At 72.0% G+C, this 25,134-nt stretch carries 19 protein-coding genes and 2 tRNA genes; 9 read left to right on the top strand and 12 right to left on the bottom strand.

Annotated features, from left to right (window positions below):
* Positions 1–654: a non-canonical purine NTP pyrophosphatase gene (locus AYO52_RS16690; RefSeq protein WP_067719897.1), complete on the top strand. Its 654-nt coding sequence runs from the start codon at positions 1–3 to the stop codon at positions 652–654.
* A gap of 58 nt (positions 655–712) precedes the next feature.
* On the opposite strand, the gene AYO52_RS16685 is transcribed toward AYO52_RS16690, so the two are convergent.
* From AYO52_RS16685 to AYO52_RS16665, 5 genes are read right to left on the bottom strand one after another with little or no spacing between them, the layout of a single operon-like run.
* Positions 713–1,234, bottom strand: coding sequence for a response regulator (locus tag AYO52_RS16685; protein ID WP_067719896.1), 522 nt, complete (start codon positions 1,232–1,234; stop codon positions 713–715).
* The gene (locus tag AYO52_RS16680) at positions 1,231–3,279 is read right to left on the bottom strand and encodes an ATP-binding protein (RefSeq protein WP_067719895.1); all 2,049 of its coding nucleotides are present in this window, start codon (positions 3,277–3,279) and stop codon (positions 1,231–1,233) included. Before AYO52_RS16680 ends, AYO52_RS16685 begins: the two co-directional genes overlap by 4 nt.
* Positions 3,276–4,688, bottom strand: a complete 1,413-nt coding sequence (locus AYO52_RS16675; RefSeq protein WP_067719892.1) for a DASS family sodium-coupled anion symporter — start codon at positions 4,686–4,688, stop codon at positions 3,276–3,278. The genes AYO52_RS16680 and AYO52_RS16675 overlap by 4 nt, the downstream gene beginning before the upstream one ends.
* A gap of 13 nt (positions 4,689–4,701) precedes the next feature.
* Positions 4,702–5,076: a DUF3817 domain-containing protein gene (locus AYO52_RS16670; protein WP_067719889.1), complete on the bottom strand. Its 375-nt coding sequence runs from the start codon at positions 5,074–5,076 to the stop codon at positions 4,702–4,704.
* Positions 5,073–5,657, bottom strand: a complete 585-nt coding sequence (locus tag AYO52_RS16665) for a hypothetical protein (RefSeq protein ID WP_067719886.1) — start codon at positions 5,655–5,657, stop codon at positions 5,073–5,075. The genes AYO52_RS16670 and AYO52_RS16665 overlap by 4 nt, the downstream gene beginning before the upstream one ends.
* Positions 5,658–5,716: 59 nt before the next feature.
* Between AYO52_RS16665 and AYO52_RS16660 the strand changes: the two genes are divergently transcribed.
* From AYO52_RS16660 to AYO52_RS16650, 3 genes are all read left to right on the top strand, one after another.
* Positions 5,717–5,798, top strand: a tRNA-Leu gene (locus AYO52_RS16660).
* Between the two features lie 31 nt (positions 5,799–5,829).
* Entirely contained in the window at positions 5,830–6,387 is a 558-nt protein-coding gene (locus tag AYO52_RS16655; protein WP_156523661.1) for a CAP domain-containing protein, read from the top strand.
* Between the two features lie 31 nt (positions 6,388–6,418).
* The gene (locus AYO52_RS16650; RefSeq protein ID WP_067719879.1) at positions 6,419–6,943 is read left to right on the top strand and encodes a DUF421 domain-containing protein; all 525 of its coding nucleotides are present in this window, start codon (positions 6,419–6,421) and stop codon (positions 6,941–6,943) included.
* Between the two features lie 62 nt (positions 6,944–7,005).
* Here the strand turns inward: AYO52_RS16650 and AYO52_RS16645 are convergent, their stop codons facing one another.
* Positions 7,006–7,512 (bottom strand): gluconokinase, encoded by a 507-nt coding sequence (locus tag AYO52_RS16645; RefSeq protein WP_235027898.1) that lies wholly within the window; start codon positions 7,510–7,512, stop codon positions 7,006–7,008.
* A 14-nt stretch (positions 7,513–7,526) separates the two neighbouring features.
* Positions 7,527–8,402 carry a maleylpyruvate isomerase family mycothiol-dependent enzyme gene (locus AYO52_RS16640; RefSeq protein WP_067719876.1) on the bottom strand — a complete coding sequence of 292 codons (876 nt, stop codon included), beginning with the start codon at positions 8,400–8,402 and terminating at the stop codon, positions 7,527–7,529.
* 45 nt (positions 8,403–8,447) lie between these two features.
* On the opposite strand from AYO52_RS16640, the gene AYO52_RS16635 reads away from it, so the two are divergent.
* Complete coding sequence (locus AYO52_RS16635) at positions 8,448–9,833, top strand: glucose-6-phosphate dehydrogenase (RefSeq protein ID WP_067719873.1); 1,386 nt, start codon at positions 8,448–8,450, stop codon at positions 9,831–9,833.
* Positions 9,834–9,887: 54 nt separating this feature from the next.
* On the opposite strand, the gene AYO52_RS18005 is transcribed toward AYO52_RS16635, so the two are convergent.
* Positions 9,888–10,034: a methionine/alanine import family NSS transporter small subunit gene (locus tag AYO52_RS18005; protein WP_082924111.1), complete on the bottom strand. Its 147-nt coding sequence runs from the start codon at positions 10,032–10,034 to the stop codon at positions 9,888–9,890.
* A gap of 3 nt (positions 10,035–10,037) precedes the next feature.
* The gene (locus tag AYO52_RS16630; RefSeq protein ID WP_067719869.1) at positions 10,038–11,672 is read right to left on the bottom strand and encodes a sodium-dependent transporter; all 1,635 of its coding nucleotides are present in this window, start codon (positions 11,670–11,672) and stop codon (positions 10,038–10,040) included.
* Positions 11,673–11,842: 170 nt separating this feature from the next.
* Here AYO52_RS16630 and AYO52_RS16625 point away from each other — a divergent pair, with 170 nt between their 5' ends.
* The 3 genes from AYO52_RS16625 to AYO52_RS16615 all read left to right on the top strand — a co-directional run bounded on the left by AYO52_RS16625 (position 11,843) and on the right by AYO52_RS16615 (position 22,695).
* Complete coding sequence (locus AYO52_RS16625; RefSeq protein ID WP_067719866.1) at positions 11,843–12,412, top strand: hypothetical protein; 570 nt, start codon at positions 11,843–11,845, stop codon at positions 12,410–12,412.
* A gap of 327 nt (positions 12,413–12,739) precedes the next feature.
* The gene (locus tag AYO52_RS16620) at positions 12,740–22,168 is read left to right on the top strand and encodes a type I polyketide synthase (protein ID WP_067719863.1); all 9,429 of its coding nucleotides are present in this window, start codon (positions 12,740–12,742) and stop codon (positions 22,166–22,168) included.
* The gene (locus AYO52_RS16615; protein ID WP_067719860.1) at positions 22,165–22,695 is read left to right on the top strand and encodes a holo-ACP synthase; all 531 of its coding nucleotides are present in this window, start codon (positions 22,165–22,167) and stop codon (positions 22,693–22,695) included. The genes AYO52_RS16620 and AYO52_RS16615 overlap by 4 nt, the downstream gene beginning before the upstream one ends.
* A gap of 269 nt (positions 22,696–22,964) precedes the next feature.
* Here AYO52_RS16615 and AYO52_RS16610 read toward each other — a convergent pair whose 3' ends face one another.
* Both AYO52_RS16610 and AYO52_RS16605 read right to left on the bottom strand, forming a co-directional pair.
* Complete coding sequence (locus tag AYO52_RS16610) at positions 22,965–23,753, bottom strand: TetR/AcrR family transcriptional regulator (protein ID WP_067719857.1); 789 nt, start codon at positions 23,751–23,753, stop codon at positions 22,965–22,967.
* A gap of 7 nt (positions 23,754–23,760) precedes the next feature.
* Positions 23,761–24,267, bottom strand: a complete 507-nt coding sequence (locus AYO52_RS16605) for a peroxiredoxin (RefSeq protein WP_082924110.1) — start codon at positions 24,265–24,267, stop codon at positions 23,761–23,763.
* Between the two features lie 151 nt (positions 24,268–24,418).
* Between AYO52_RS16605 and AYO52_RS16600 the strand changes: the two genes are divergently transcribed.
* On the top strand, positions 24,419–24,694 hold the full coding sequence (locus AYO52_RS16600) for a DUF3618 domain-containing protein (protein WP_067719851.1): 276 nt from the start codon (positions 24,419–24,421) through the stop codon (positions 24,692–24,694).
* Positions 24,695–24,961: 267 nt separating this feature from the next.
* Here the strand turns inward: AYO52_RS16600 and AYO52_RS16595 are convergent.
* Positions 24,962–25,034: transfer RNA gene (locus AYO52_RS16595), tRNA-Lys, on the bottom strand.
* Positions 25,035–25,134: the final 100 nt, after the last annotated feature.

The raw sequence follows: 25,134 nt of genomic DNA, 5'->3' as shown, positions 1-25,134 counted from the left end.
GTGACCGTTCGCCTGGTGGTCGCGAGCCGCAATGCCAAGAAGCTGGCCGAGCTGCGCCGGGTGCTGGAGTCGGCGGGGATCGTCGGCATCGAGCCGGTGGGACTGGACGAGGTGCCGGAGTACCCGGAGGAGCCCGAGGACGGCGCCACCTTCGCGGACAACGCGCTGATCAAGGCCCGATCCGGTGCGCAGGCGACCGGCCTGCCGTGCCTGGCGGACGACTCGGGACTGGCGGTGGACGCCCTCAACGGCATGCCCGGGGTCCTGTCGGCGCGCTGGGCCGGGCGGCACGGCGACGACGCCGCGAACAACGCGCTCCTGCTCGCGCAGCTGGCGGATGTGCCGGAGGAGCGCCGGGGAGCGGCGTTCGTCTCGGCGTGCGCGCTGGTCGGTCAGGGCGTCCCGCACGCTGCGGGCTCGCCTGCTGCTCAGGACGGGGTGGGCGAGATCGTGCAGGAGGGCCGCTGGCCGGGCCGCGTGTTGCGGCAGTCCCGTGGTGAAGGCGGATTCGGGTACGATCCGCTGTTCATGCCCGAGGGGTCCGACCGCGCCGCCGCCGAGCTCAGCCCGGAGGAGAAGGACGCGGCCTCGCACCGTGGCCGGGCCCTGCGCGCCCTGGTGCCGGCGCTGCGGGTACTCGCCGAGCGGGCCTGACGGCGGCATCCGACCGGCGCACGCTGGCCGACGCGCGCCGGTCGGATGCCGGTGCCGACTAGAGCTCGCTGCGTCCGCGCACGGCCTCCAGTGCCCGCTCGGTCTCGAGCACGCGCAGGTGGGGGACCGGGTCGGCGCCCGACCACAGGACGTACTCGGTGAGCTGCCGACGTACGAGTGCTCGTAGGTCGTCGGGGTTCCACGGCTTGGCGACGTAATAGTCCAGCCCGCCTTCGTTGACCGCGCGGATGGTGTCGGCGTGGTCGGCCTGGCCGGTCACCAGCACGGTCCGCACGTGTGGGTGCCGGCCCGAGGCCATGAGCTCCACGAGGAAGTCGGTCCCGGAGCGTCCGGGCAGCCGGTGGTCGGCCAGGACCAACGCGAGCACGTCGCCGTCAGCCGCGACCTCGTCCAGCACGGCGTGGGCGTCGGGCACGTCCTCGGCGGGTTCTACGCGGGCGATGTCGGCGAACGGCGCGAGATCGGCCTCGAGTGCCTCGCGGACCTCGGGTTCGTCCTCGAGGACCAGGATCGTGAGTCGCGGGTCGGGGACGGCTCGGGCGGATCGGGCGTGCGTCACGTCAGGGGCTCCTCGCTGTGGTCGGCGGCGGGCAGGGTCACCCGGAATGCGGTGTGCCCCGGCCGGGAGTCGAGGTCGATCACGCCGTCGTGGTCGAGCACGATCCGGTGGCTGATCCCCAGCCCCAGGCCCAGCCCGAAGCGTATGCGTCCGGATTTGGTCGTGAAGCGGGGCTCGAAGATCTTGTCGCTGATCTCGTCCGGCACGCCGGGGCCGTTGTCCGTGACGGTGACGATCACCTCGCCGCCGTTCGAGGCCCCGGCACCGATCCGGACCCGGGGGTCGGGCGGGGCCTGCGGGCCGGTGAGGACGTCGGCGGCGTTGGTGAGCAGGTTGATCCACACCTGGGTCAGCTGGCCTGGGTGGGCGGTGACGTCCGGCAGGCCCTCGGCGATGTCGCGGACCACCTGGACCCCGGGCAGACGGTGGGCGGTGATGCGCAGCGCGTCGTCGATGGTCGTGGCGACGTCGGTGGGGACGTAGGCGGCGTCGAGCGGGCGCATGGACGAGCGCAGCGAGGACACGAGGTCGGCGATGTGATCCACCGCGAGGTCGAGGTTGCGGGCCGCCGAGCCGATCGCCGCCGCCGTGACGACGGCCTCGCGCGTACCGGGTGACGACGACGAGAGGGCCCGGAGCGTCTCGTCGTCGTCCAATCCGGCGGCCACCACCCTGCGGGTGGTCTCGGCGTCCGGCAGCACGGCACGGACCCGCCGGCGCGCGCTGCGCAGTTCGGCCGTGGGGCGCGCCTTCGCGGTCCGCGCGCGGCGGAGCGCCCTGGTCACCAGCTCGGCGTCCCCGCCGCGGGCGACGAGGGTCTCGAGGTCGGCCAGCAGGTGGTCGCGGGCGCCCTCGAGGGCGGCCAGCGGGTTGTTGAGCTCGTGGAACAGCCCGGCCGCCATCTGTCCGATCGCGGCGGCGGAGGCCTGGCTCATGAGCTCGACGCGGGCCTCGGACAGGGCGTCGAGGGCGTCGGCGAGCCGCTCGCGCTCCTCGTGCAGGCGCACCGCGAGTTCGGTCTCGGTGAGGCGCTGTGACTCGGCGTGGCGGAGCCGGTCGTCGAGTCCGTGGACGGCGGCCACGCCCAGTGCGGTCCCGACGCGGGGGCTGCGGGTCAGGGCGGTGACGAGTTGTTCCTCGGACAGGTGCACGAGCGCGCAGTCGGTGAGGGTCCGGGTGGTGTGCAGGGCGGTGCGGTCGCCGACGAGGCCCGGCAGCCCGATCAACGGGCCGCCACGGTAGGGGTTCTGGCCCTCGGGGAAGGGGCGGCCCGGGATGAGGACCTCGACCTCGCCGCGCAGCAGGATGTAGAGCCCACCGAGCCGGGCGTCGCGGCGGGACAGGACGACGCCGGGCGGAAGCTCGATCCGCGGGCGGGGGCCGAGGGACTCCTCGAGCGCGTCCACGAGTTCGGCGACGGCGGTCCGCCGCGAGCCCCGCAGCGACGGCAGCAGTTCGGCGGCCCGCGGGTGCACTCCGGGTATCCCGGTGGGGGCGCGGTGGCGCAGGGCGGCGTGCTCGGGCCCGCCCTCGGCGTCCCGGCGGCGCCCGGCGTCCAGCCTGGCCCACCAGATGAGGATCCGCGGGCCCAGTTCGCCGGGCGCCCACGGCACCGCCACGACGCCGTCGAGCAGGCCCGCGTCGACCGCCCGCTCGATCCCGGTGACCGTGGCGCCGGAGGTGACCACGAGCAGTCGCGGCGGCGGATCCTCCGGCCCGGAGGCGGAGACGACCGCGCTGAGGATCGCGTCGGGATGGTGCTCGTCGCCGACCGCGACCACCACCTCCGGACCGGCGGCGGTGCCGCCGAGCGCGGCGACGAGCCGGGACGCGGCCGCGGGATCGTCGGCGCGGTGGACGATCACCTCGGCCGCATCCGCGCCGGCCGGGCTGGCCGTACCCGCGCTGGCCGCGCTGGCCGCGCTGTCGATCTCGCGGGCGACGGCGGCGGCGACCGGGCCGTGGCCCACCACCAGAATCGGCCGGAGGGGCCGGCCCTCGTCACGGGTGATCGGGCGCGGCGGGGTCGTGTCGCGGGCGGTCATGTCAGGCCTGTCAGGGACCACCAGGCGGGCATGACGAACGCCACCAGCACCAACCCGACCACGCCGACGACGATGCCGATCGCGGCCATGTCCTTGGTACGGATCTCGCCGGTGGCGTAGGCGATCGCGTTGGGCGGGGTGGACACCGGCAGAGCCATACCGAGGCCGCAGACGACGGCCAGGGCCACGGCCAGGATCACCGAATCCGAGCCGACGGTCACCGCCAGGCCCGGCACCAGCGGGATGAGCAGATTGGCCGTGGCGGAGTTCGAGATGAGCGTGCCCAGGAGCAGGGCCAGGGTGAGCAATCCCAGTGTGACTGCCAGCCCCGGCAGGGTCGCCCAGTCGACCAGCCCGATCATCCACTCGTCGAGCCCCGTGGCGGCGACCCCGCTGCCCAACGCGATCCCGCCGGCGACCAACCACAGCACCGGCCACTGCAGGCGCCGCAGGTCCTCGCCGGTCATCACAGAGGTGGCCAGCAGCACGGTGACGGGCAGGAACGCCACCGTCGCCGCCGGGATACCGTGCGCGGCCTCGGTGAGCCACAGCACCACGGTGAGTCCGGCGACCACGTAGAACAGGACCGCCCGGGGACGCGTGTCGAGGTCCACTCGCACGTCGATGTCCACGGCCACGCCACGGTCGAGGTAGCGGACCGACAACACGGCCCATGCCACGACCAGCAGGACCATGACCAACGGTCCGGTCGCCAGCAGCCAGTCGACGAAGGTGATGCGGATGCCCTGGTCCGCGAGGGTGCCCACCGCGATCGCGTTGGGCGGCGAACTGACCGGGGTGAGCAGGCCACCCACCGTGGCGGCGACGGGGATGCTCAACGCCAGCCCGGTGCGGGCCGCCGGCGAGGGGGACACCGCCAGCACCGGGATGAGCACCGCGAGCATGGTGGCCGTGGTGGCGGTGTTGGACATGAATGCCGACAGCCCGGCCGTGATGAGCATCAGGCCGAGGACCGTCAGCCTGAGGCTGCCGCGGAACGGGCGGAGCATCACCGCGGTGAGGTTGCGGTCCAGCCGGTACTTGGCCGCCCCGTCGGCGAGCAGGAACCCACCGAGGAACAGGATGATCACCGGGTGCGCCAGGGTGGCGTAGATCGACGCCGCCGTCGGCGCCTCGAAGGCCACCTCGTCCAGCCCGATGACAGCCTCGTCCGAGATGAGCAGGACCTGCAGGAAGATCACCAGCACCGCCGTGGCCACCAGCGGGATTGCTTCGGTGACCCACAGGATCACGGCTACCGAGAACACCGCGAGCATCCGCTGCGCGGGTGCCTCGAGACCCGGTAGATCGGCGACCAGGACCGTGGCCGGCACCAGTACGGCCAGGATCAGCCCGACGCGCTGCAACGGCGTCCCGGGCAGGCGCCTGGCCGCGGCGAGCACCGTCATGTGGCGGGCCGGATCAGATGGCGTACTCGGCGTGGACGTCGCGGGTCCGCTTGTGCTCGAACCAGAACGACAGGAACGGGATCGTCCCCGCCAGCGCGGTGAGCAGGGTCCGAGACGCGGGCCAGCGGGCCTTGATCGCCAGGTCGAGCGTCATGAAGAGGTACAGGATGTAGAACACACCGTGGGCCTGACCGATGTAGGTGAACCAGTCCGGGGCGTCGGACGAGTTCTCCAAGATCAGGTACTTGTAGATCATCTCCACGGTGAGCACGAGCAACCACACGCCGGTGATCCAGGCCAGGACCCGATAGCGCTTGAGCGCGCCGGCGATCCTGCCCCCCGGATCGGGCTTGCGGTTGTCGGTCTGCTGGGTGGCTGCGGCGGTCATGAAGCAGGCTTCTCCTGATGGGTGCCGTCGGCCCGGTCTTTCCGGGCGAGTTCGGCGAGATAAGAGTTGTAGGCGTCCAGGCCCTCGTCCCGGACCGCTTCGTCACGGGCGGGTCGACGCGTCGGCAGCAGGTCCGAGGGGATCTCCGTCATGACGGGGCCGCGGCGCCGGCCGGTTCGGTTCTTCCCGGTGATCGCAGTGACTCCGGAGGGCCGGCCGACCTCGTCGTCGTCGCCGTCGTCGCCGTCGTCTTCCGCGTCGTCCCCCGCGCGGTGCCCACCGTCGACGCCGTCCGCGGCGGCGATCCGGTCACCCTCGTCGGCCTCCATGCGCACGTACTTCAGGTACGCGTAGACGAGGAACCCGGCGAGGAACGGCCACATGAACGTGTACCCGAGGTTCTGCGCGGTCCCGGTGGCCTCCTGGTAGCGGGCGAGCTGCCACAGCCCCATGCCCATGCAGAAGATCGCCCCCAGGACGACGAACGCGATCCACGCCGGGCGGTGCTTGACCCTGGTCCGCGCCGGGTCGCCGGAAGCCGTGGCACTTCCGGTCGCGTGGGAGCCAAGGGTGTCGGACACGCCTCCACGGTACCGCTGACCACACGGTAAACTCATCTCGCCCGGTACCCCCGGGTGACGCGCCCGTGGCGGAATTGGCAGACGCGCTGGATTTAGGTTCCAGTGTCTACGGACGTGGGAGTTCAAGTCTCCCCGGGCGCACTGGTCTTTCCACTCGGATCGGGTGATCAGGATGAGGAACCGGACAGCCGCGAGAGCAGCGGCCGCGTCGCTGATCCTGGTGGGCTGGACGGTGGTGGCCGGCTGCGCGCAGGTGGATGTCGCGGTGGACCGGGGCCTCTCGTCGAAGGCCCCCGGGGGTCAGTCTGCGGTCGAGCCCCCGGCGGAGCCGTCCCCGGTGGAAGCGGAGACGAACGTACAGCGGAGCGAGAACGGCCTTCCGCCCCTGGACGCCAGCGAGAGGCTCCGCGACAGCGCCTGTGCGAAAGCGGACGACATGATCGCGAGGGACTACTGGGGGCACACCGCGCCTGACGGCAGCGGCGGCCCGTCCACGTTCATCCGGGAGGCCGGTGTCGACTACTCCAGGGCTGCCGAGAACCTGTTCTATTCGTCCACGGGCGGTCCGGATCCGGTCGCCAACTGGATGCAGAGCCCGGGCCACAGGGAGAACATCCTCGATCCGGACCTCACCCGCGTGGGTGTCTGCCTGCGGACGGCCGCGTACCAGGGTCTCCCGGAGGCTCATCTCTACGTCCAGCACTTCGCCACCCCGATGTCGGAGAGGTAGAAGGAACCGTCGTGGTCGGTACGGTTCGGGCATGTGGTTCGACAACTGGTCCGACATCCTCCGGATACTTCTCGTGGGCGCCGCGGCGTACGTCTTCCTCGTGGTGGCGATCCGGGCGTTCGGCAAGCGCACCCTCGCCCAGCTCAACGCCTTCGACTTCATCGTCACCGTCGCGCTGGGTTCGACGCTGGCGACCATCATCCTTAGCTCCGACGTGTCGTGGGCCGAGGGCGCGGTCGCGCTGGCGCTGCTCGTCCTGCTGCAGTACGTCGTCTCCCAGTTGAGGCGACTGCCGGGCGGGCGCAAGGCCCTCACCGCACAGCCGACTCTGCTCGTCCGCGAGGGGATCATCCTCGACGACCAGCTGGGGCGGCACCGGCTCACGCACGCCGACATCCGCCAGACCCTCCGCTCCTCGGGTATCGGGGACCTCGGCGAGGCCGCCGCCGTCATCCTGGAGAGCGACGGGAGCAGGAGCGTCATCACCGGTTCGCAGCTGGGCAACGGCTCCGTTCTCGACGACGTCCCGGGGTGGCCGCGACGCGACGCGGACTGACCCGCCGGCGGGGCGCCGACTGACCCGCCGGCGAGGGGGCGCGCCAGCGGGCCAGAACAGGGTCAGAGAGCGGCGAGGACCTCGTCCGCGATCTCGGACGCCGGCAGCGTGATCGGGCAGACGATCCCGGTCTCGTCGGCCTCGAGCGGCTCCACTGTGCTCAGCTGGGACTCGAGGATCCGCTGGGACGCGAAGTGCCCCCGGCGAGCGGCGAGTCGGGCCGCGATGAGCTCGGGGTCGGTGCCGAGTTCGACGAAGAACACCGGGCGCTCCACCTGCCGCAGTATGTCGCGGTAGGCACGTCGCAGCGCCGAACACGCGACGACGAGCCCCGGGCCGCTGCCCGTCGACCGGTCGCGTTCCCGCATGCCGTCCCGGACCGCGGCCAGCCAGGGCGCGCGGTCATCGTCGGTCAGGGGCTCACCGGCGCTCAGCTTCCGGCGGTTGGCGGGCGGATGCACGTCATCGGCGTCGAGGAACGGCGCACCGAGGCGGTCGGCGATCACACGGGCGACCGTCGATTTCCCGGCACCCGAGACGCCCATGACGACGATGTGGGGTCCGGACACGGGCGACGGCGGCGTCAGATGGTGAAGGCCAGCGACCCGAGGATCGTCCGGCCCAGATCCTCGTCGCCACTGATCTCCACGCCGCTGCCCGGTTCGGCGACGATCCGGCCGGTCGCCGCGCGGACGAAGGTCGGGGTGTCGAAGACCAACTCCACGGTGGGCTGCGCGGTGTCGTCGACGTCGGCGAGGGCTGCGCGTCCGTCCACGACGACATCGGTGGCCAGCGGCAGATCGGTGCCCGCCTCGCCCGTGACGCGGAACCGGACCCGGGAGCCGTCCGGCGCGGCGGCCTTCTTGCCGACGATGCGGGGCAGGGCGCCCACGATCTCCCCGACCGCGAACCGTCCGATGTCGCCGCCGAGGTGATGCTGCATCCCGATGGCCTGCCGGATGTCGTCCTCGTGGATCCAGCAGTCGAAGACCCGCACGCCCATGAAACGGCGGAACGGGACGCGGCCGACGGGGGAGTCGGTCTCGGCCTCGAGGTCTGCAGCGCTCATCTCGGAGAGCTGCTCCGTGCGCTCGGCGACGACGTCGCGGAAGTCCTCGAACGCGTCCTCGACAGCCAGCGGACGCGCCTCCTGGACGAACTTCTCGTTGAGCTCCGCGATCGGGTTGAGCACGTACTCGCGGGCGGAGGCGGGCACCTCGATGTCCGGGACCTCCTCGCCGGCGAGCAGGTGCTCGGTGCCCGCCACGTGCGCCACCACATCGCGGACGGTCCACCCCGGCAGAGGGGTCGGTGCGATCCAGTCGTCCCTCTTGAGCCCGGCGAGCAGTTCGTCGAGACGCTTCCACTGTTGGATGAGGTGACGGATCTCCTCGGGGGCCTGCCCGGCGGGCTCGGCGGCGGGGGCGTCGGTCGTGACATCGGGGCTGTTGGTGTCCATGGTCACACGCTACTGCGGCGCCGCCCCGCGGGTAGCGTCTGCGGCATGTCGCCGACCACGACCGACCGTCCCACCCTCGCGATCCTGGGAGCCGGTGGCGACCTCACCGAGCGACTCCTGCTCCCCGGGTTGGGGACCCTGCTCGCCACGGATCCCGACCGCGACGTCACCGTCATCGGCTCCGGGCGGTCCGGGATGGACGACGGCGACTGGCGCGACCTCGTCCGCAATGCATTGCGCGCCGGGGACCGCTCCCCGGAGCAGATCGACGGGATCGTGGACTCGACCCGGTTCGTCGAACTGGACGTGACGGACGCCGAGGCCTTCTCCGACTTCATCGACGGGCTGGACGGACCGGTGGTGCTGTACTTCGCCCTCCCTCCGGCCGTCACGGCCGCAGCGTGTGAGGGCCTGCGCGGGCGCCCACTGCGCGACGACGTGCGGTTCGCGCTGGAGAAGCCGTTCGGCGACGACCTCGCCTCGGCGCGCAGGATGAACGCACTGCTCACCGACCTCGTGCCAGAGGACCGCGTGTACCGGGTCGACCACTTCCTCGGGGAGGCGACCGTGCTCAACATCCTCGGCATGCGGTTCGCCAATCGCATCATGGAGCCGGTGTGGACCGCGGAACACGTGGAGCGCATCGACGTGGTCGCGGACGAGACGCTCGCCCTCGAGGGCCGCGCCGGGTACTACGACTCCGCGGGCGCGCTCGTCGACATGCTCCAGTCCCACCTGCTGCTGGTGATGGCGCTGGCGACGATGGATGCACCCGCGCGCCTCGACGCCACCGAACTCCACGACCTCATCGTCACCACGCTGCGTGCGACGCGCGTGTGGGATGGCGATCCGCTCGTCTCCTCGCGCCGGGGCCGCTACACCGCCGGGCGGGCGGGTGGCAGGGACGTGGTGTCCTACGCGGATGAGGACGGCGTCGACCCGGCTCGGGGGACCGAGACGTTCGCCGAGGTCGTCCTGGAGATACGGAACCAGCGGTGGGCCGGGGTGCCGGTGTTCCTGCGGTCGGGCAAGGCGCTGGGCGAGGATTCGATGCGGGTGACGGTGGCGTTCCGGCCGCCGCGCCACGTGCCCGGGGCGTTCTCGGGGAGTGTTCCGCCGACCCGGCTGACGATCGGGATCGCGCCCGACCGGGTGTCCCTCGACCTGGCGACGAACGCGGCCGACGACCGGTTCACGCTCGAGAGCACCCGCCTGTCCGCTGACCTGGGGGACAGCGAGCTGCTGCCGTACGGGGAGGTCCTCGGACGCATCCTCGACGGCGACCGACTGCTGACGGTCCGCGGTGACGTGGCCGAGGAGTGCTGGCGGATCCTCACTCCGGTGATCGAGGCGTGGGAGGCCGGCGGGGTCCCGCTCGAGGAGTACGAGGCGGGTTCCGACGGCCCGGCGGTGGGCGACCGCCGGGAATGACCCGGCCCCGGGTCCGTGGGCGGAACCGGGGCCGGGAGCTGCGGTTGGGCGGGGTCAGCCCCTGCCGCGTTCCGCCGCTTCTCGGACGGCACCCTCGTCGACCCCGTCGGGGTGGCTCACGTAGTGGACGATGCTGGCGACGAGTCCGCCCCAGATCACGAGCAGGAACAGGACCATCATGATGATCGCGGGAGCATCCATTGCTCAGGCCTCCTTGGTCTTGCGGGGGGACGCCGTCGCACCGGACGGGCGGTCGGCGGCGGGAGGGGTGAGGCCCTCCTCGTAGGCGAAGTCGCTCGGATCGTCGTCGACCGTCGGGGGGCCGTCGAGCTGACGGGACCCGCGCCACGGCAGGAGGGACAGGACCACCGACAGCACGAGGATCGTGGCGATCATGCCCCAACCCCAGACGCCGAGGACGGATGCCTCGTACCCCTCGTACGGTTCGGAGATCAGGGTCATGATCTCGCGGATGAGGGAGTAGCCGAGCACGAGCGGCGTGATGACGGCCAGGCACACGATCCAGAACGTGCCCACCCTCCACGAGGACACCGAGTTGAGGTGATCGCGCAACTGCGGGGCGAGGCGCATGCCGAAGATCACCACGACCAACGCGATGAGCGAGATGCCGACGATGCCCAGACTGTTGACGAACTTGTCGAGGATGTCGAGATTCTGCAGGCCGGTCTCTGTGGGCATGAGAAGCAGGGAGATGGCGGCCATCGGGACACCCACCGCCAGCGTGGCCGCGGTGCGCGAGGACCCGATCTTGTCCTGGAAGGACGAGATGACCACCTCGGTGATGGAGATCAGGGACGTGAGGCCCGCCAGGATGAGGCAGACGAAGAACACGACGCCCCAGATCGGCCCGCCCGGCATCTGCGAGATGAGGGCGGGGAAGGCGATGAACGCCAGGCCCGGGCCGCCCCCGACATCGTCCCAGCCGGCTCCCGCCGACGTGGTCACCAGGAAGCCGAGGGTGGCGAAGACGCCGATGCCCGCGAGGACCTCGAACGCCGAGTTGGAGAAGCCCACGACCAGACCGGAGCTGGTGAGGTTGGTCTTGCGCTTGAGGTAGGACGAGTAGGTCAGCATGATGCCGAAGCCGACCGACAGGGAGAAGAAGATCTGACCGTAGGCGGCGATCCACACGGACGGCTCCGTGAGGACGCCCCAGTCGGGCGTGAAGAAGTTGTTGAGACCCTCGAGCGCGCCGTCGAGGAAGAGGGAGCGGACCACCAGGGCCGCGAACAGAGCGACCAGGAGCGGGACGAAGAACATCGCGGTTCGTCCGATGCCCTTCTGCACGCCGGCGAGGAGGACGCCGAGGGTGACGATCCAGACCACCGCGAGGACGATGGCGATGCCCGGCACGAAATCGATGCCGAACCCACTGCCCGCGCGGAGGAAGTCCTCGGCGAAGAAGGTCGCGGACTCCTCGTAGGTCGAGCCCCACCGCTCATCGACGGAGAACCAGGCGTAGCTGGCGGCCCAGGCGATGATGACCGCGTAGTAGACCGCGATGACGAAGGAGACCAGGACCTGGATCCACCCGATGGGTTCGGCGAACCGGTTCATCCGCCGGAAGCTCAACGGGGCGGATCCGCGGAAGCGGTGACCGATGGCGTAGTCGAAGAACAACAGGGGGAGACCCGCGGTGAGAAGTGCCACCAGGTAGGGCAGCAGGAAGGCGCCGCCACCGTTGTCGTAGGCCACGAAGGGGAAGCGCCAGATGTTGCCCAGGCCGACGGCGGAGCCGATGGCGGCGAAGACGAAGACGGAGCGACGGGAAAACGTCTCCCGCGGCTTCACCCCGCTTCGGGTGGTTGGTCGTGTCATGGGACGACTCCTTGTCGACGGGCGGGCCCGCGGGCCCGCGCGGTCCTGTCATGGGACGGTGCGTGCGTCCCCGGCGTGTACCAACTTCTAGCCCGGCCGTTGCGTGTTGGTGACCGGATCGACGCAATCGCTGCATCGAGATGTGTGACTCGTGGGAATACGGTAAGCCCATGAGGACCGATATCGGCACACGAAGCGCGGAAAATCGCACGTCTGCATTCCGCGCGGTGGCGTCGGCGGTCGTCGCCGGTGTCCTCGCGGTGGGGGCGGTGAATCCGGCGATCGCCTCCGCTCCGAGCCCGACAGGCCCGGCCGGCTCACCGGCCCCCGTTGCGGCGCAGGATCCCGTGGTGGCGCCGGTCCCGGTGCCGGCCGACCTCGTGGAGGAGACGGGGTCGTGGTTCGCGCACGGATACACCCTGGATCTTCGCGCGGACGGGACGGGAACCTTCGCGGTGTGGGTCGGGGCCTTCGACGGGACCCGGATCGACGTGAGCCTCATCCCCGCTCCGGGGCCCGCCACCGTCGCAGAAGTGGTGGGTGTCGAGACGGTCGGCGCCGGCGCCCTGGGGCCGGACGGGACACCGGGCATCGGGGGACTGGTGACCATCGCCTTCGGCGCTCCGGTGCGGACGGCGCATGTCGAGTGGACGTCGGGGCCGCGACGCCTCTCCGCCGATCTGTGTCCCACGGAAGACCTCGACGCGGTCGCCATGGCGATCCTGCGCTGCGGCGCCTGACGCAACCGGTCGCTGTCCGCGACACGCCGTGGGGGGCGTCCGCGACACGCCGTGGGGGGTCGAGGAACGCCTGAGAACGAGATAACGATCAGGTAACGGGACCGTCGGCAAACCTGAGGCCCCCCTCACCTGTTGATATGAGGCTCGCGTCATGTCCGAATGTGACACGGATCACCCGACGCGCGATCACCGGGTCGCGTGTTTCGGTCGCGCGTACCCCCTCGAGCTGAGGAACCCCTCAAGTTCGTGTGGCAATCTGTGTCCTGCGCCGTAACCGCTGGCCGGCCGACGCGATGTCCCTGACGCAGTGCCCAAGGAGTTCCCCACGTGACGATCGATGACCGCGACCTCACCCCCCGCCCGCTCGAGACCGGCTTCGCCGCCCGCCGCGGCGCCCCCGCTCTCGCAGACGAGCTCCGTGAGGGCACGGCCTATGCGCTCGCCTTCGGTGGACAGGGCATCGCCTGGCGCGACGCGCTGAGCGACCTCATCGACGGCACGGGTATCGGACCGGAGCTCCAGGACCTGGTCGACGCCTCCGTCGCGTTGACCGAGCCCGTCCACGACGAGATCGCCGTCGTCCGCACGCACGGCTTCCGGCCCATCGAGTGGGCCAACACCACCACCGGTGAGGACGAGGACGGCGCGGACCTGCCCGACGACGCCTCCCTCTCCGCTGCCGCGGTCTCGCTGCCCGCGGTGCTGCTCACGCAGATGGGTGCCCTGCGGGCTCTCGCCGCCGAGGGCTTCGACGTCAATGACACGACCCCCGCGGCCGTGGTCGGCCACTCCCAGGGCATCCTCGCCGTCGAGTCGGTGGAGACCTTCGGGTCCATCGACGACCGGCTGCTGGCCGTCGCCGAGCTCATCGGCGCCGCCGCCACCCTGGTCGGACGGCGCGTCGGTCTGTTCCGCCGCGGCGAGGCGAGCCCCATGGTGGGCGTGTCGGGGATCGACGGCGAGGACCTGCGCACGCTGGTCGACGAGCTGTTCGCCGGCGTCGACGCCACGATCCGCCCCACCGTCTCCATCCGCAACGCGCAGCGCCGCCACGTCGTGGTCGGTCGACCGGACGATCTCGAGGAGCTGCGTCGCCACTGCGCCGACCTCGAGGCCGAGTCGCGTCGTCGTCGCGAGGCCAAGCTCACCGGCGGCGAGATCTTCGCCCCCGTCTTCGACCCGCTCGACGTCGAGGTCGGGTTCCACCACCCCGCGATGGCCCCGGCCGTCGACGTCGTTTCCCGCTGGGCGGAGCGTTGTGGCCTGGACGCCGACCGCGCCGCCCACCTCGCCCGCCAATTCTTCGCCGAGCCGGTCGACTGGGTCGAGGAGATGGCCGAGACCCTGCACGCCGGGGCCCAGTGGATCCTCGACATGGGCCCGGGCGAGGCGCTGACCCGCCTCAACCGCTCCGTGATCCGCGGCCAGGGCGTCGGCGTGGTCGCCGCCGCCACCCGCGGTGGCCTGCGCAACCTGTTCACCCCGGGTGCGACCCCGCCGATCGAGCGGCCGTGGACCGCGTTCCAGCCGCAGTTGGTCACCCTGCCCGACGGCAGCGTCCACGTGGAGACCTCCTTCACCCGCCTCACCGGCTGCTCGCCGATCCTCCTCGCCGGAATGACGCCGACCACCGTGGATCCCGCGATCGTCGCCGCCGCGGCCAACGCGGGCCACTGGGCCGAGCTCGCCGGTGGCGGCCAGGTCACCGAGGCGATCTTCGCCGAGAACACCCAGCGCCTCACCGAGCTCCTCGAGCCCGGTCGCAGCGCCCAGTTCAACTCGCTGTTCCTCGACCCCTACCTGTGGAAGCTGCAGGTCGGAGGCAAGCGTCTCGTCCAGCGTGCCCGCGCCGCGGGCGTGCCCTTCGACGGTGTGATCGTCACCGCCGGCATCCCCGAGCTCGACGAATCGGTCGCCCTCATCGAGGAGCTCACCGAGGCCGGCCTGCGGCACGTGAGCTTCAAGCCGGGCACCGTCGCCCAGATCCGCCAGGTCGTGCGCATCGCCGCCGAGGTCCCCCACATGCCGGTGATCGTCCAGGTCGAGGGCGGCCGCGCCGGCGGTCACCACTCGTGGGAGGACCTCGACGCCCTCCTGCTGGCCACCTACGCCATGCTGCGCGAGCGGCCCAACGTCGTCCTCTGCGTCGGCGGTGGCATCGGCACCCCCGAGCGGGCGGCCGACTACCTCACCGGGTCCTGGGCCAACGCCCACGGCTACCCGGCCATGCCCGTCGACGGCATCCTCGTCGGCACCGCCGCCATGGCCACCCTCGAGGCCACCACCAGCCCCCAGGTCAAGCAGATGCTCGTCGACACCGTGGGCGTCGACGCCTGGGTCGGTGCCGGTCAGGCCGACGGCGGCATGGCGTCCGGCCGCAGCCAGCTCGGTGCGGACATCCATGAGATCGACAACACCGCCGCGCGCACCGGGCGCCTCCTCGACGAGGTCGCCGGCGACGCCGAGGCCGTGGCCGCCCGCCGCGACGAGATCATCGCCGCGATCAACGGCACCGCCAAGCCCTACTTCGGCGACCTCGACTCGATGACCTACGAGCAGTGGCTGCGCCGATTCGTCGAGCTGTCCGTCGCCGCCGATCCTGCCGCCGGCACCGCCTCCGAGGCAGTGGCCGACGACGACCGTTCGGTGTGGCTCGACCCCACCATCCGCGAGCGCTTCCACCGCATGGTGCAGCGCACCGAGGCACGACTCGACGCCGCCGACACCGGCCGCATCGTCTCGGCGTTCCCGCGCGAGGAGTCCATGGAGCGCCCGGCCGAGGTGATCGCCGCCCTCGCCGCCCGGTACCCCGGGCTCGCCGACGCCGTGCTGCACCCGGCCGACGCCGCCGAGTTCCTCGACATCTGCCGTATGCCCGGCAAGCCCGTGCCGTTCGTGCCCGTCATCGACGGTGACGTGCGCCGCTGGTGGCGCTCGGACTCGCTGTGGCAGGCCCACGACCCGCGCTACGACGCCGACGCCGTGTGCATCATCCCCGGCACGACCGCGGTCGCCGGCATCACGCGTGCCGACGAGCCCGTCGGTGACCTCCTCGACCGCTTCGAGGCCGCCACCGCCGAGCGCGTGTCCGGCTACATGCCCTCCACCGAGGCCGTGAGCAGCCGCCGCCGCGGGATCGTCACCACCGCCTCCGGGCCCGTCGCCGACGTGCTCAACAGCCCCGACGTCACCTGGGCCGGCCGTCTCGTCATCAGCCCCGTCCACCGCCTCGGTGTGCTCCACGCCTGGGAGATCGACGCCGAGGGCGTCGGCCGCCACCCCGTCTCCGGCGCCGTGCTCACCCCGGCCGCCGACGGCCGGACCGTCGACCTGACGCTGCCCGTCGGCCCGACCGAGATGACCATCACCATCACCCTCGGCGACGCCGTGGCCACCGGCGCCGCGCCGGTCGTCACCGACGCCGCCGCCGAGGCCGCCATGCGCACCCTGCTCGCCACCGCCGCCGGCGTCGGCCGCGGCGGTGCGGGTGGCTCCGTGATCGATGCCCTCCCCGAGGTCGACGGCAACACCGCCACCGCGCGCTTCACCTTCGAGCCCACCCTCGTCGTCGACCACACGGGCGTGACCGCGGGCAGCCTGCCCACCTCGCTCGTGCCGTCCGCCGGCGTCCCGGACGCCCTCGTGGGCGCCGCCTGGCCCGCCGTGTTCGCCGTGCTCGGCGAGACGAGCCGCCCGAGTGGCACCGGCACCGTCGTCGAGGGACTGCTCGATCTGGTCCATCTGGACCACGGTGTCCGCATGCACGCGGCGCTGCCGCAGCAGGAGACCTACCTCGTCGTCGTCGCCCGGTCCGGCGGTGTCCGCGACACCGACCTCGGTCGGGTGGTCGAGGTGTCGGTCGAGGTGGCCGCGGAGGAGTCCGACGGCACCCGCACCCCGCTGTGCACCCTGTCCGAGCGGTTCGCGATCCGCGGCCGCACGGGCCGCGCCGAGGTGGGCGACCCCCGCCCCGCCGGCGGCGCCCTCGTCACCCCGTCCGGTGGGGCCGCGGAGCCCGCCGAGACCTCCCGCCAGGCGCGCGTGTCCACCACGATCACGGCGCCGCACGACATGACCGCGTTCGCTCTGGTCTCGGGCGACCACAACCCGATCCACGTCTCCGACACCGCGGCCGAACTGGCCGGACTGGGCGGCGTGATCGTCCACGGCATGTGGCTCTCGGCCGCCGCGCAGCACGCGGTGCAGGCCTCGGACGGGAAGACCCCCGCCCTGCGGATCGCCGGCTGGACCGCCCGCATGCTCGCCCCGGTCCGTCCGGGCGACCACATCAAGGTCCGTGCCGTGCAGACCGGCCGCCACGCCGGCGGCCAGGTCCTCGAGGTCACGTGCACGGTCGACGGCGCCACCGTCATGGCCGCCACCGCGCTGACCGAGGCCCCGCGCACCGTCTACGCCTTCCCCGGCCAGGGCATCCAGGCCAAGGGGATGGGCATGGAGGGCCGCACCCGCTGCCCCGCCGCCCGCGAGATCTGGGACCGCGCCGACAAGCACACCCGCTCCGCGCTCGGCTTCTCGATCCTGGCGCTCGTCCGCGAGAACCCCACCGAGGTCACCGTCCGCGGTGAGGTCCACCGGCATCCCGACGGCGTGCTCTACCTGACGCAGTTCACCCAGGTCGCCATGGCCTGCCTGGCGGTGGCGCAGCGCGCCGAGCTCGAGGCCGACGGCCTGCTCATCGAGGACGCGTACTTCGCGGGTCACTCGATCGGCGAGTACGACGCCCTGGCCGCCATCTCCGGTGTGCTGGCGTTGGAGCCGCTGCTGGAGATCGTCTTCCAGCGCGGGTCGACCATGCACCAGCTGGTGCCGCGTGACGCCCACGGCCGTTCGGACTACCGCATGGCCGCGATCCGCCCGTCCCAGATGGGGATCTCGGACGACGAGGTCGCCGACTGGGTGGCCGGCGTGTCCCGCGAGTCCGGCGAGTTCATCGAGATCGTCAACTACAACCTGGCGGGCTCGCAGTACGCGCTCGCCGGGACCGTCGCCGGGTGCAAGGCACTGGAGAAGGCCGTCGAGCGCGAGCTCGCGGTCTCGGGCGGCAAGAACGCCTTCATCCTGGTGCCCGGCATCGACGTGCCGTTCCACTCCACCGTCCTGCGCGGCGGCGTCCCGGACTTCCGGGCCACCCTCGACGAGCTGATCCCGCACGACATCGACATCTCGGTGCTCGTGGGCCGCTACGTGCCGAACCTCGTGCCGCGCCTGTTCAGCCTCGAGCGCGACTTCGTGCAGGAGATCGCCGATCTCGTGCCGGCCGACTCGCTGGCCGAGGTCCTCGCGAACTGGGACGAGTGGGCCGCCACCCCCACGCGACTGGGCCGCCTGCTGCTCGTGGAGCTGCTGGCCTGGCAGTTCGCCAGCCCGGTCCGGTGGATCGAGACCCAGGAGCTGTTCTTCACGCCCGTAGAGCGTGGCGGACTCGGTATCGAGCAGTTCATCGAGGTCGGTGTCTCCAACGCCCCGACCGTCGCGAACCTCGCCTCCAAGACCCTCGACCTGCCCACGCACCGCGGCCCCCGGGCCCAGGTGATCAACATCGAGCGCGACTCGGCGACGTTGTACGGCACCCTGCCGCCCAGCGTGGAGGTCGACGACGACGAGCTGGACGCCGGCGACGGCTCCGCCTCCACCGGCTCCACCACCACTGGTTCGACCAACACCGCGGCTGCCGACCAGGCAGCCCCCACAGACCCCGCACCGGCCGTCAACACCCCCGGCACGGCCGGTGCGGACCGATCAGACGCGGCTCCGGCCGCGACCGCCGCCCCCGGTGCACCCCGCCCGGACGACCTCGAGTTCGGCGCGCCCGCCGCCACCCGCATGCTGGTGGCGCTGCGCACCAAGGTCCGTCCCGAGCAGATCGCGTCCGGCGACTCCATCGAGACGCTGTGCGACGGCGTGTCCTCGCGCCGCAACCAGCTGCTGCTGGACCTGGGCACCGAGCTGAGCCTGGGCGCCATCGACGGCGCCGCCGAGGCGGACTTCCCGACCCTGGCCGACCAGGTCTCACGACTGGCACGCGGGTACGCCCCGTTCGGCCCCGTGCTGTCCGACGCGGTCGGCGAGGCGCTGCGCGCGGTCCTCGGCCGCACCGGCAAGCGGGCCGCCTACATCACCGAGCGCGTGACCGGTCCCTGGGAGCTCGGCTCCGGCTGGGCCCAGCACGTGATCGCCGAGATCGCGCTGGGCACCCGTGACGGCGCCTCCATCCGTGGGGGCGACCTGGCCACTCTCGACGCCTCGGGCGTCAAGGACGTGGCCGGCCTGGACTCGCTCATCGACGCCGCCGTGTCGGCCGTCGGTGCCGCGCACGGTGTGGCCGTCGCGATGCCGTCGTCCGGCGCCGGAGGCGGGGGAGTCGTCGACTCCGCCGCGCTGACCGAGTTCGCCGACGAGATCACCGGCGTCGACGGTGTCCTGGCCCGCGCCGCACGCGGCGTGCTCACCCGCCTCGGACACCTCGAGCCCGAGACCGTCGACCTGCTCGCCGAGGCCGACCCGGACTCCGAGCTGGCCGACCTCGTGGCCGCAGAACTCGGCGCCGACTGGCGCCGCGTGGTGGCCCCGGCCTTCGACGCCGGCCGCGCCGTCCTCATGGACGACCGCTGGGCCTCGGCCCGCGAGGACTTGGCCCGCCTGTGGACCCGGTCCGACGTGCCCGCCGACGCGGCGGACGCCTTCCGCGGTGCCGGCGAGATCGTCGCCGAGCAGGCCCGCTGGTGGGCGGCCCGGGCGACCGATGCCCGCCGCGACGCCCTGGCGAGCGCCTACCGGGAGATCTCGGAGGTCGCGGCCGAGGAGTTCGTCGGCGAGTACGCGGGTGACGTCGCCGTCGTCACCGGCGCCGGCAAGGGCTCCATCGCCGCCGCCGTCACCGGACGCCTCCTGGCGGGCGGCGCCACCGTGGTGGCCACCACCTCCAACCTGGACCAGTCCAAGCTGGCCTTCTTCAAGGACCTGTACCGCAGCAACGCCCGTGGCGGCGCGGCGCTGTGGGTCCTGCCGGCCAACCTGACCTCCTACTCGGACGTCGACGCGCTGGTCGAGTGGGTCGGATCCGAGCACGCCGAGTCGGCCGGTGGCCAGACCACCGTGCTCAAGCCGGCCCTCACCCCGACGCTGCTGTTCCCGTTCGCGGCCCCCCGCGTCCAGGGCTCGATGGCCGACGCCGGCCCGCGCGCCGAGACCGAGATGCGCGTCCTGCTGTGGGGCGTGGAGAAGCTCGTCGCCGGACTCGGTGCGATCGGTGCCGACACCGACGTCGACTCCCGCCTGCACGTGGTCCTGCCGGGCTCGCCCAACCGGGGCATGTTCGGCGGCGACGGCGCCTACGGCGAGGCCAAGGCCGCGCTGGACGCCATGATCGCCAAGTGGGGCTCGGAGAAGTCCTGGTCGGAGCGCGTGACGTTCTTCCACGCGATCATCGGCTGGGTCCGCGGCACCGGCCTCATGGGTCACAACGACCCGCTCGTCGAGGCCGTCGAGGCCGCGGGCGTGTCCACCTGGTCGACGGCCGAGATGGCTGCCGAGCTGCTGCGCTGGTGCACCCCGGACTTCCGTTCCGCGGCCGGTGACGCCCCCGTCACCGTCGACCTCACCGGCGGACTCGGCACGGCCGACCTGGACATGTCGGCCCTCGCGGCGGACCGTCCGGCCGCCCCCACCGAGGCCTCGACCGAGGACGCCGCGGGCACGATCGCCGCGCTGCCCTCGCTGCCGACGGTCACCGCCGATGAGCGTCCCGAGTGGGGCGAGGTCACCCAGCAGCTCGAGGACATGGTCGTGATGGTGGGCGCCGGCGAGGTCGGCCCCTACGGCAGTGCCCGCACCCGCTTCGAGGTGGAGACCACCGGCGACCTCACCGCCGCCGGTGTGGTCGAGCTGGCCTGGTCGACCGGGCTCATCACCTGGGAGGACTCGCCGCGCGCCGGCTGGACGGTCACCTCCTCCGGTGACCCGATCGACGAGGCCGACATCGCCGAGCGTTTCCACGACGAGGTCCTCGCCCGGGTGGGCGTGCGCACCTACGCCGACGATTCGCGCGCGGAGATGTTCGACAACACCTCGCCGCAGCTCACCTCGGTGTTCCTGCCGGAGGATCTGTCCTTCGTGGTGGACGACGAGGCCCAGGCCCGCGCCTACCAGTCCGACGACCCGGAGAACACCGTCGTCACCCGCAGCGAGGACGGCGAGTGGACGGTCACCCGCAAGGCCGGCACCGAGATCCGGGTGCCGCGCCGCGCCACCCTGACCCGGGTGGTCGGTGGGCAGATCCCCACCGGCTTCGACCCCACGGCGTGGGGCATCCCCGCCGACATGGTCTCCGGTATCGACCGGGTGGCGGCGTGGAACCTGGTCGCCACCGTGGACGCCTTCATCTCCTCGGGCTTCACCCCGGCGGAGCTGCTGGCCCACGTCCACCCGGCCGACGTCGCCAACACGCAGGGCACCGGCATGGGCGGCATGACCAGCATGCGCTCGCTGTACATCGACGGCATCCTCGGCCGCAGCCGCGCCAACGACACGCTGCAGGAGGCGCTGCCGAACGTGGTGGCCGCGCACGTCATGCAGTCCTACGTCGGCGGCTACGGTTCGATGGTCCACCCGGTGGCGGCCTGCGCCACCACCGCGGTGAGCGTCGAGGAAGGGTTCGACAAGATCCGCGCCGGCAAGGCCGAGTTCGTGGTGGCCGGCGGGTTCGACGACCTGTCCACCGAGGGCATCCAGGGCTTCGCCGACATGTCCGCGACCGCCGACTCCGCGGCCATGGCGGCCAAGGGGATCGACGAGCGGCACTACAGCCGGGCCAACGACCGGCGGCGCGGCGGGTTCGTCGAGTCGCAGGGCGGCGGCACGATCCTGCTGGCGCGCGGCGACGTCGCGGCCCGCATGGGCCTGCCGGTCACGGGCGTCGTGGCCTGGGCCGGGTCGTACGCGGACGGTGCGCACACCTCCATCCCGGCCCCCGGCCTGGGTGCGCTCGGTGCCGGTCGCGGTGGGCAGCGCTCGCCGCTGGCCCGCGGGCTCGCACAGCTCGGCCTGACCGCAGACGACGTGGCCGTGGTGAGCAAGCACGACACCTCGACCAAGGCCAACGACCCCAACGAGTCCGACCTGCACGAGCGGCTCGCCGCCGCGATCGGTCGGTCGGAGGGCAACCCGCTGTTCGTGGTGTCGCAGAAGTCGCTCACCGGGCACGCCAAGGGTGGCGCCGCGGCATTCCAGCTCATCGGGCTGACCCAGATGCTGCGGTCGGGCACGCTGCCGCCGAACCGCGCCCTGGACTGCGTCGACGACGTCCTGGACCGCCACCGCCACCTGGTGTGGCTGCGGGAGACCCTGCAGCTTGGCGGTGACCTGCCGCTCAAGGCCGGTCTGCTGACCTCGCTGGGCTTCGGCCACGTCTCGGGCCTCATCGCCGTCGCCCACCCGGAGGCCTTCCACCGGGCGGTCGCCGCGGAGTACGGGCAGGACGAGTCCGAGCGCATCCGCGAGGCCGGCCTGCGGCGCGAACGTGAGGGCGCCCGTCGCCTGACCGATGCCATCTACGGCGGGGAGGCGCTCTACGCCCGTCCCGAGGCGCGTCGACTGGGCGAGGGTTCCGCCGACGAGGTCAAGGAGCGCGAGGCCGCGGTCCTGCTCGATCCGGCCGCGCGACTCGACGCCGACGGCATCCTCGCGGCTGCCGGGTCCGCGGAGACCGCCGGCCGGGCAGTGATGGCCGGGCAGTGACGACCGGGGTGAGAGGCGTCGGGGTCGACATCGTCGACCTCGGCGCCTTCGCCGCGTCTCTGGCCGAACCCGGCACGCGGCTCACCAGGGCGTTCTCGGCCACCGAGCGCAGGCAGTGCCGCGAACGCGCCGAATCCCGCGGGGCGAGACCGGGGGAGGCCACGGTGTCGTCGTCGTCAGGTGCGTCGGGGGCCTCGGCGCCTGGGACCTCGGGGCCGGCGCCCGCCCGCCGGGAGGACCCGCTGGCGCGTCACCTCGCTGCCCGCTGGGCGGCGAAGGAGGCGGTCGTCAAGGCATGGTCGGCGGCGCTGTATGGCGAGCCCCCGCCCATTGCCCCGGACCTGCTGCGGTGGTCCGAGATCGAGACCGTGTGCGATAACTGGGGTCGACCCTCCGTGCGGCTGGGGGGAGAGGTGGCCCGTCAGGTGGCCGCGACAATCGGCGAGGGCGCTCGTTGGAACGTTTCACTCAGCCACGACGGTGGATCGGCGATCGCGTTCGTGGTGCTCGAGGGCCCGGGCGGCTAGTAGCGCGGCCGCCAGCCGCTGTGCGCGCCGGGCTGCCGTTTGCGTCCGGCCACCGCCTGCGCCCGGCCACCGCCTGCGCCCGGCCACCGCCGCGCCGGCGACTAACGCGTCCTCTTCGGCTTGTGCGTCCGGTCTGCTCGCAGATGGAGGGGCAGTGCGCTCTGAATGGTCCATTCCGGGCGCGCACCTGTCGGTGGAGTCGGTGCGACGCCACCGGGTCGGTAGCGCCCACCCGCGGGAACAGGCCCGTCGGGCCGCCGCCAGGCGGGTCAGTCGCTCTGGGCTGCTTCCTTCTCCGCCAGCCAGAGGTAGGCGGTGAGCATCCGCTTGAGCTCGGTGACGGTGGCGTCGTGGATGTCCTCGCCACCGGCCGAACCGCTGCTCGCGCCGGAGGAGACCCCGCTGCCATCCCCGGGGTCCGCGCTGGTGACGGGGCCCGGGGGGACGTGGCCGGCGCTGACCGAGAAGTTGAGCATCGAGTACGCCACGTGGACCAGGGCCTCTGCCATGAACGCGCGGCGCTCACGCTCGGTGGCGGGCATGAGCGGTGCCAGCACGCTGGCGATCATCCGGGCGATCTCGCGCTCGTTCACCGCCGCCGTGGCGCGGGTGGCGGGAGTGGCCTGCGTCGCGAGCCAGACCGCCCGACGGGAGGGGTCGCGCAACCACAGGTCGGCCAGGTGGTCCAGGAAATCGTTGAGCAGCTCGGGCCAGTCCAGCGCCGGGATCTTCTGGGCGAACCGCTCGACCTCCTCGATCACCCCGTGGGCGTCCTGGCGGTCCAGCTCGCACACCAGCACGTACTTGTTGGCGAAGAACTGGTAGAGCGTCCCGATCGGAACGCCCGCACGTGAGGCGACTTCCTCGCAGGTGAACGAGTCGAATCCCACCTCGACCAGCACTTCCCGGGCCGAGGACAGTAGCGCCTGGAATTTCCTGCGGCTGCGCTCCTGGATGGGCCGGCGGCGGGGGACGAGGATGTTCGGTTCGTCCTGGACGGCCTCGTCGGTGGGATCCTGCGGCGGCTCCTGCGCGCGTTCGGACGAGTCGGTGGTCATGGGTGGGTCAGCCCTCCGCGGGATCGGATTCGGGCAACTCGATCTCGAGCAGCTTGGCGACCATCGCCACGTGGCCCTTGGCGCGGACGTTGTACCGGGCCATCGACACGGTGCCGTCGGAGTCGACGACAAAGGTCGAGCGGATCACGCCCATCACCGTTTTGCCGTAGTTCTTCTTCTCGCCGAAGGCTCCCCACTCGGTGAGCATCGTCTTGTCCGGATCCGACAGGAGGGGGAACGTGATGCCGTACTTGTCACGGAACCGCGCCAGCTTCTCGGGGGCGTCGGGGGAGACGCCGACCACGCCGAGGCCAGAGTCGTTCAACTGTTGCAGCGCGTTCTCGAAGTCCACGGTCTCAGTGGTACAGCCCGGTGTCATCGCGGCCGGGTAGACGTACACGAGGACCTTCCCGTGCTTGGCGAGGAGCTCCCGGAGCGACGTGGGCGTGCCGTCGGCGTCGGGGAGGGTGAAGGTGGGGGCCGTCTGGCCCACCTCGAGCCGTGGTGCGGTCACCGGTGCTCCTGGGGGTCGGGTCGGGGCGGCGGACCATCCCAACCTATCCGATGCTTCGGCGCACGGGCGCGGATCCACGCCGGGTGCAGTAGCGTGGGCGGGGTCAAGAACCCGCGGGGCGCCCCGCGGACGAGCGATCGACGGAGGTCTCGTGTCCAGGAGTTACGACAGCATCGAAGGCGACATCGCCAAGGCGCGTGACGATCTCGCGACGACCTTGGACGAGATCATCGACCGGGTGAATCCGAAGAACCTCGCGTCCGAGGGCAAGGAGCGCGCCACCGCGGCACTCAAGGACCCGCGCGTCCTGGCGGTGCTCGGGGGTATCGCGACGTTGGTCGTCGGCGGGATCACCGTGTCAATGGTCAACAAGCGCAAGGAGCGTCAGCGCATCGAGGCCTACCTGGCGGCCCGTCGGGCCCTCTGAGTCGACCGGCCTCGCCCGGGCGTCCGGAGCCCCGCCCGGGGACCCTGTCCCGGCGGAGTCGTCGCCGCCCGACTCCCGAGAGCGTTCCGCCCACCCCCGTCATCGGGGGCGTGTGCGGGACGCTCTCGCCGTTTCCTCTCGGCTTCCCCGGTCGTCCCGTCCGACCGGCCACCTGTTGAGCCCCGCTCTGACAAGCGATCCGGTGCGGGGGAGGCGGCCCGGCACACGAGAAAGCCCCGGGTCGTGGACCCGGGGCTTTCTCTCTTGTGCGCCATCAGGGACTCGAACCCCGAACCCGCTGATTAAGAGTCAGCTGCTCTGCCAATTGAGCTAATGGCGCTTGCTTGGTGCGAGAGAAACAGTAACAGCAGCCGGGCTGGTTCACGAAATCGCCTGGTCAGAAGGGGTGAGACGGGGTTGAGGTCCCTGCGGCCCCAGGA

The sequence above is a fragment of the Dietzia sp. 111N12-1 genome (assembly GCF_001658045.1).
GTDB classification, from domain to species: domain Bacteria; phylum Actinomycetota; class Actinomycetes; order Mycobacteriales; family Mycobacteriaceae; genus Dietzia; species Dietzia kunjamensis.
Note: the sequence above shows the minus strand (reverse complement) of the source record. Positions and strands in the feature narration are given on the sequence as shown.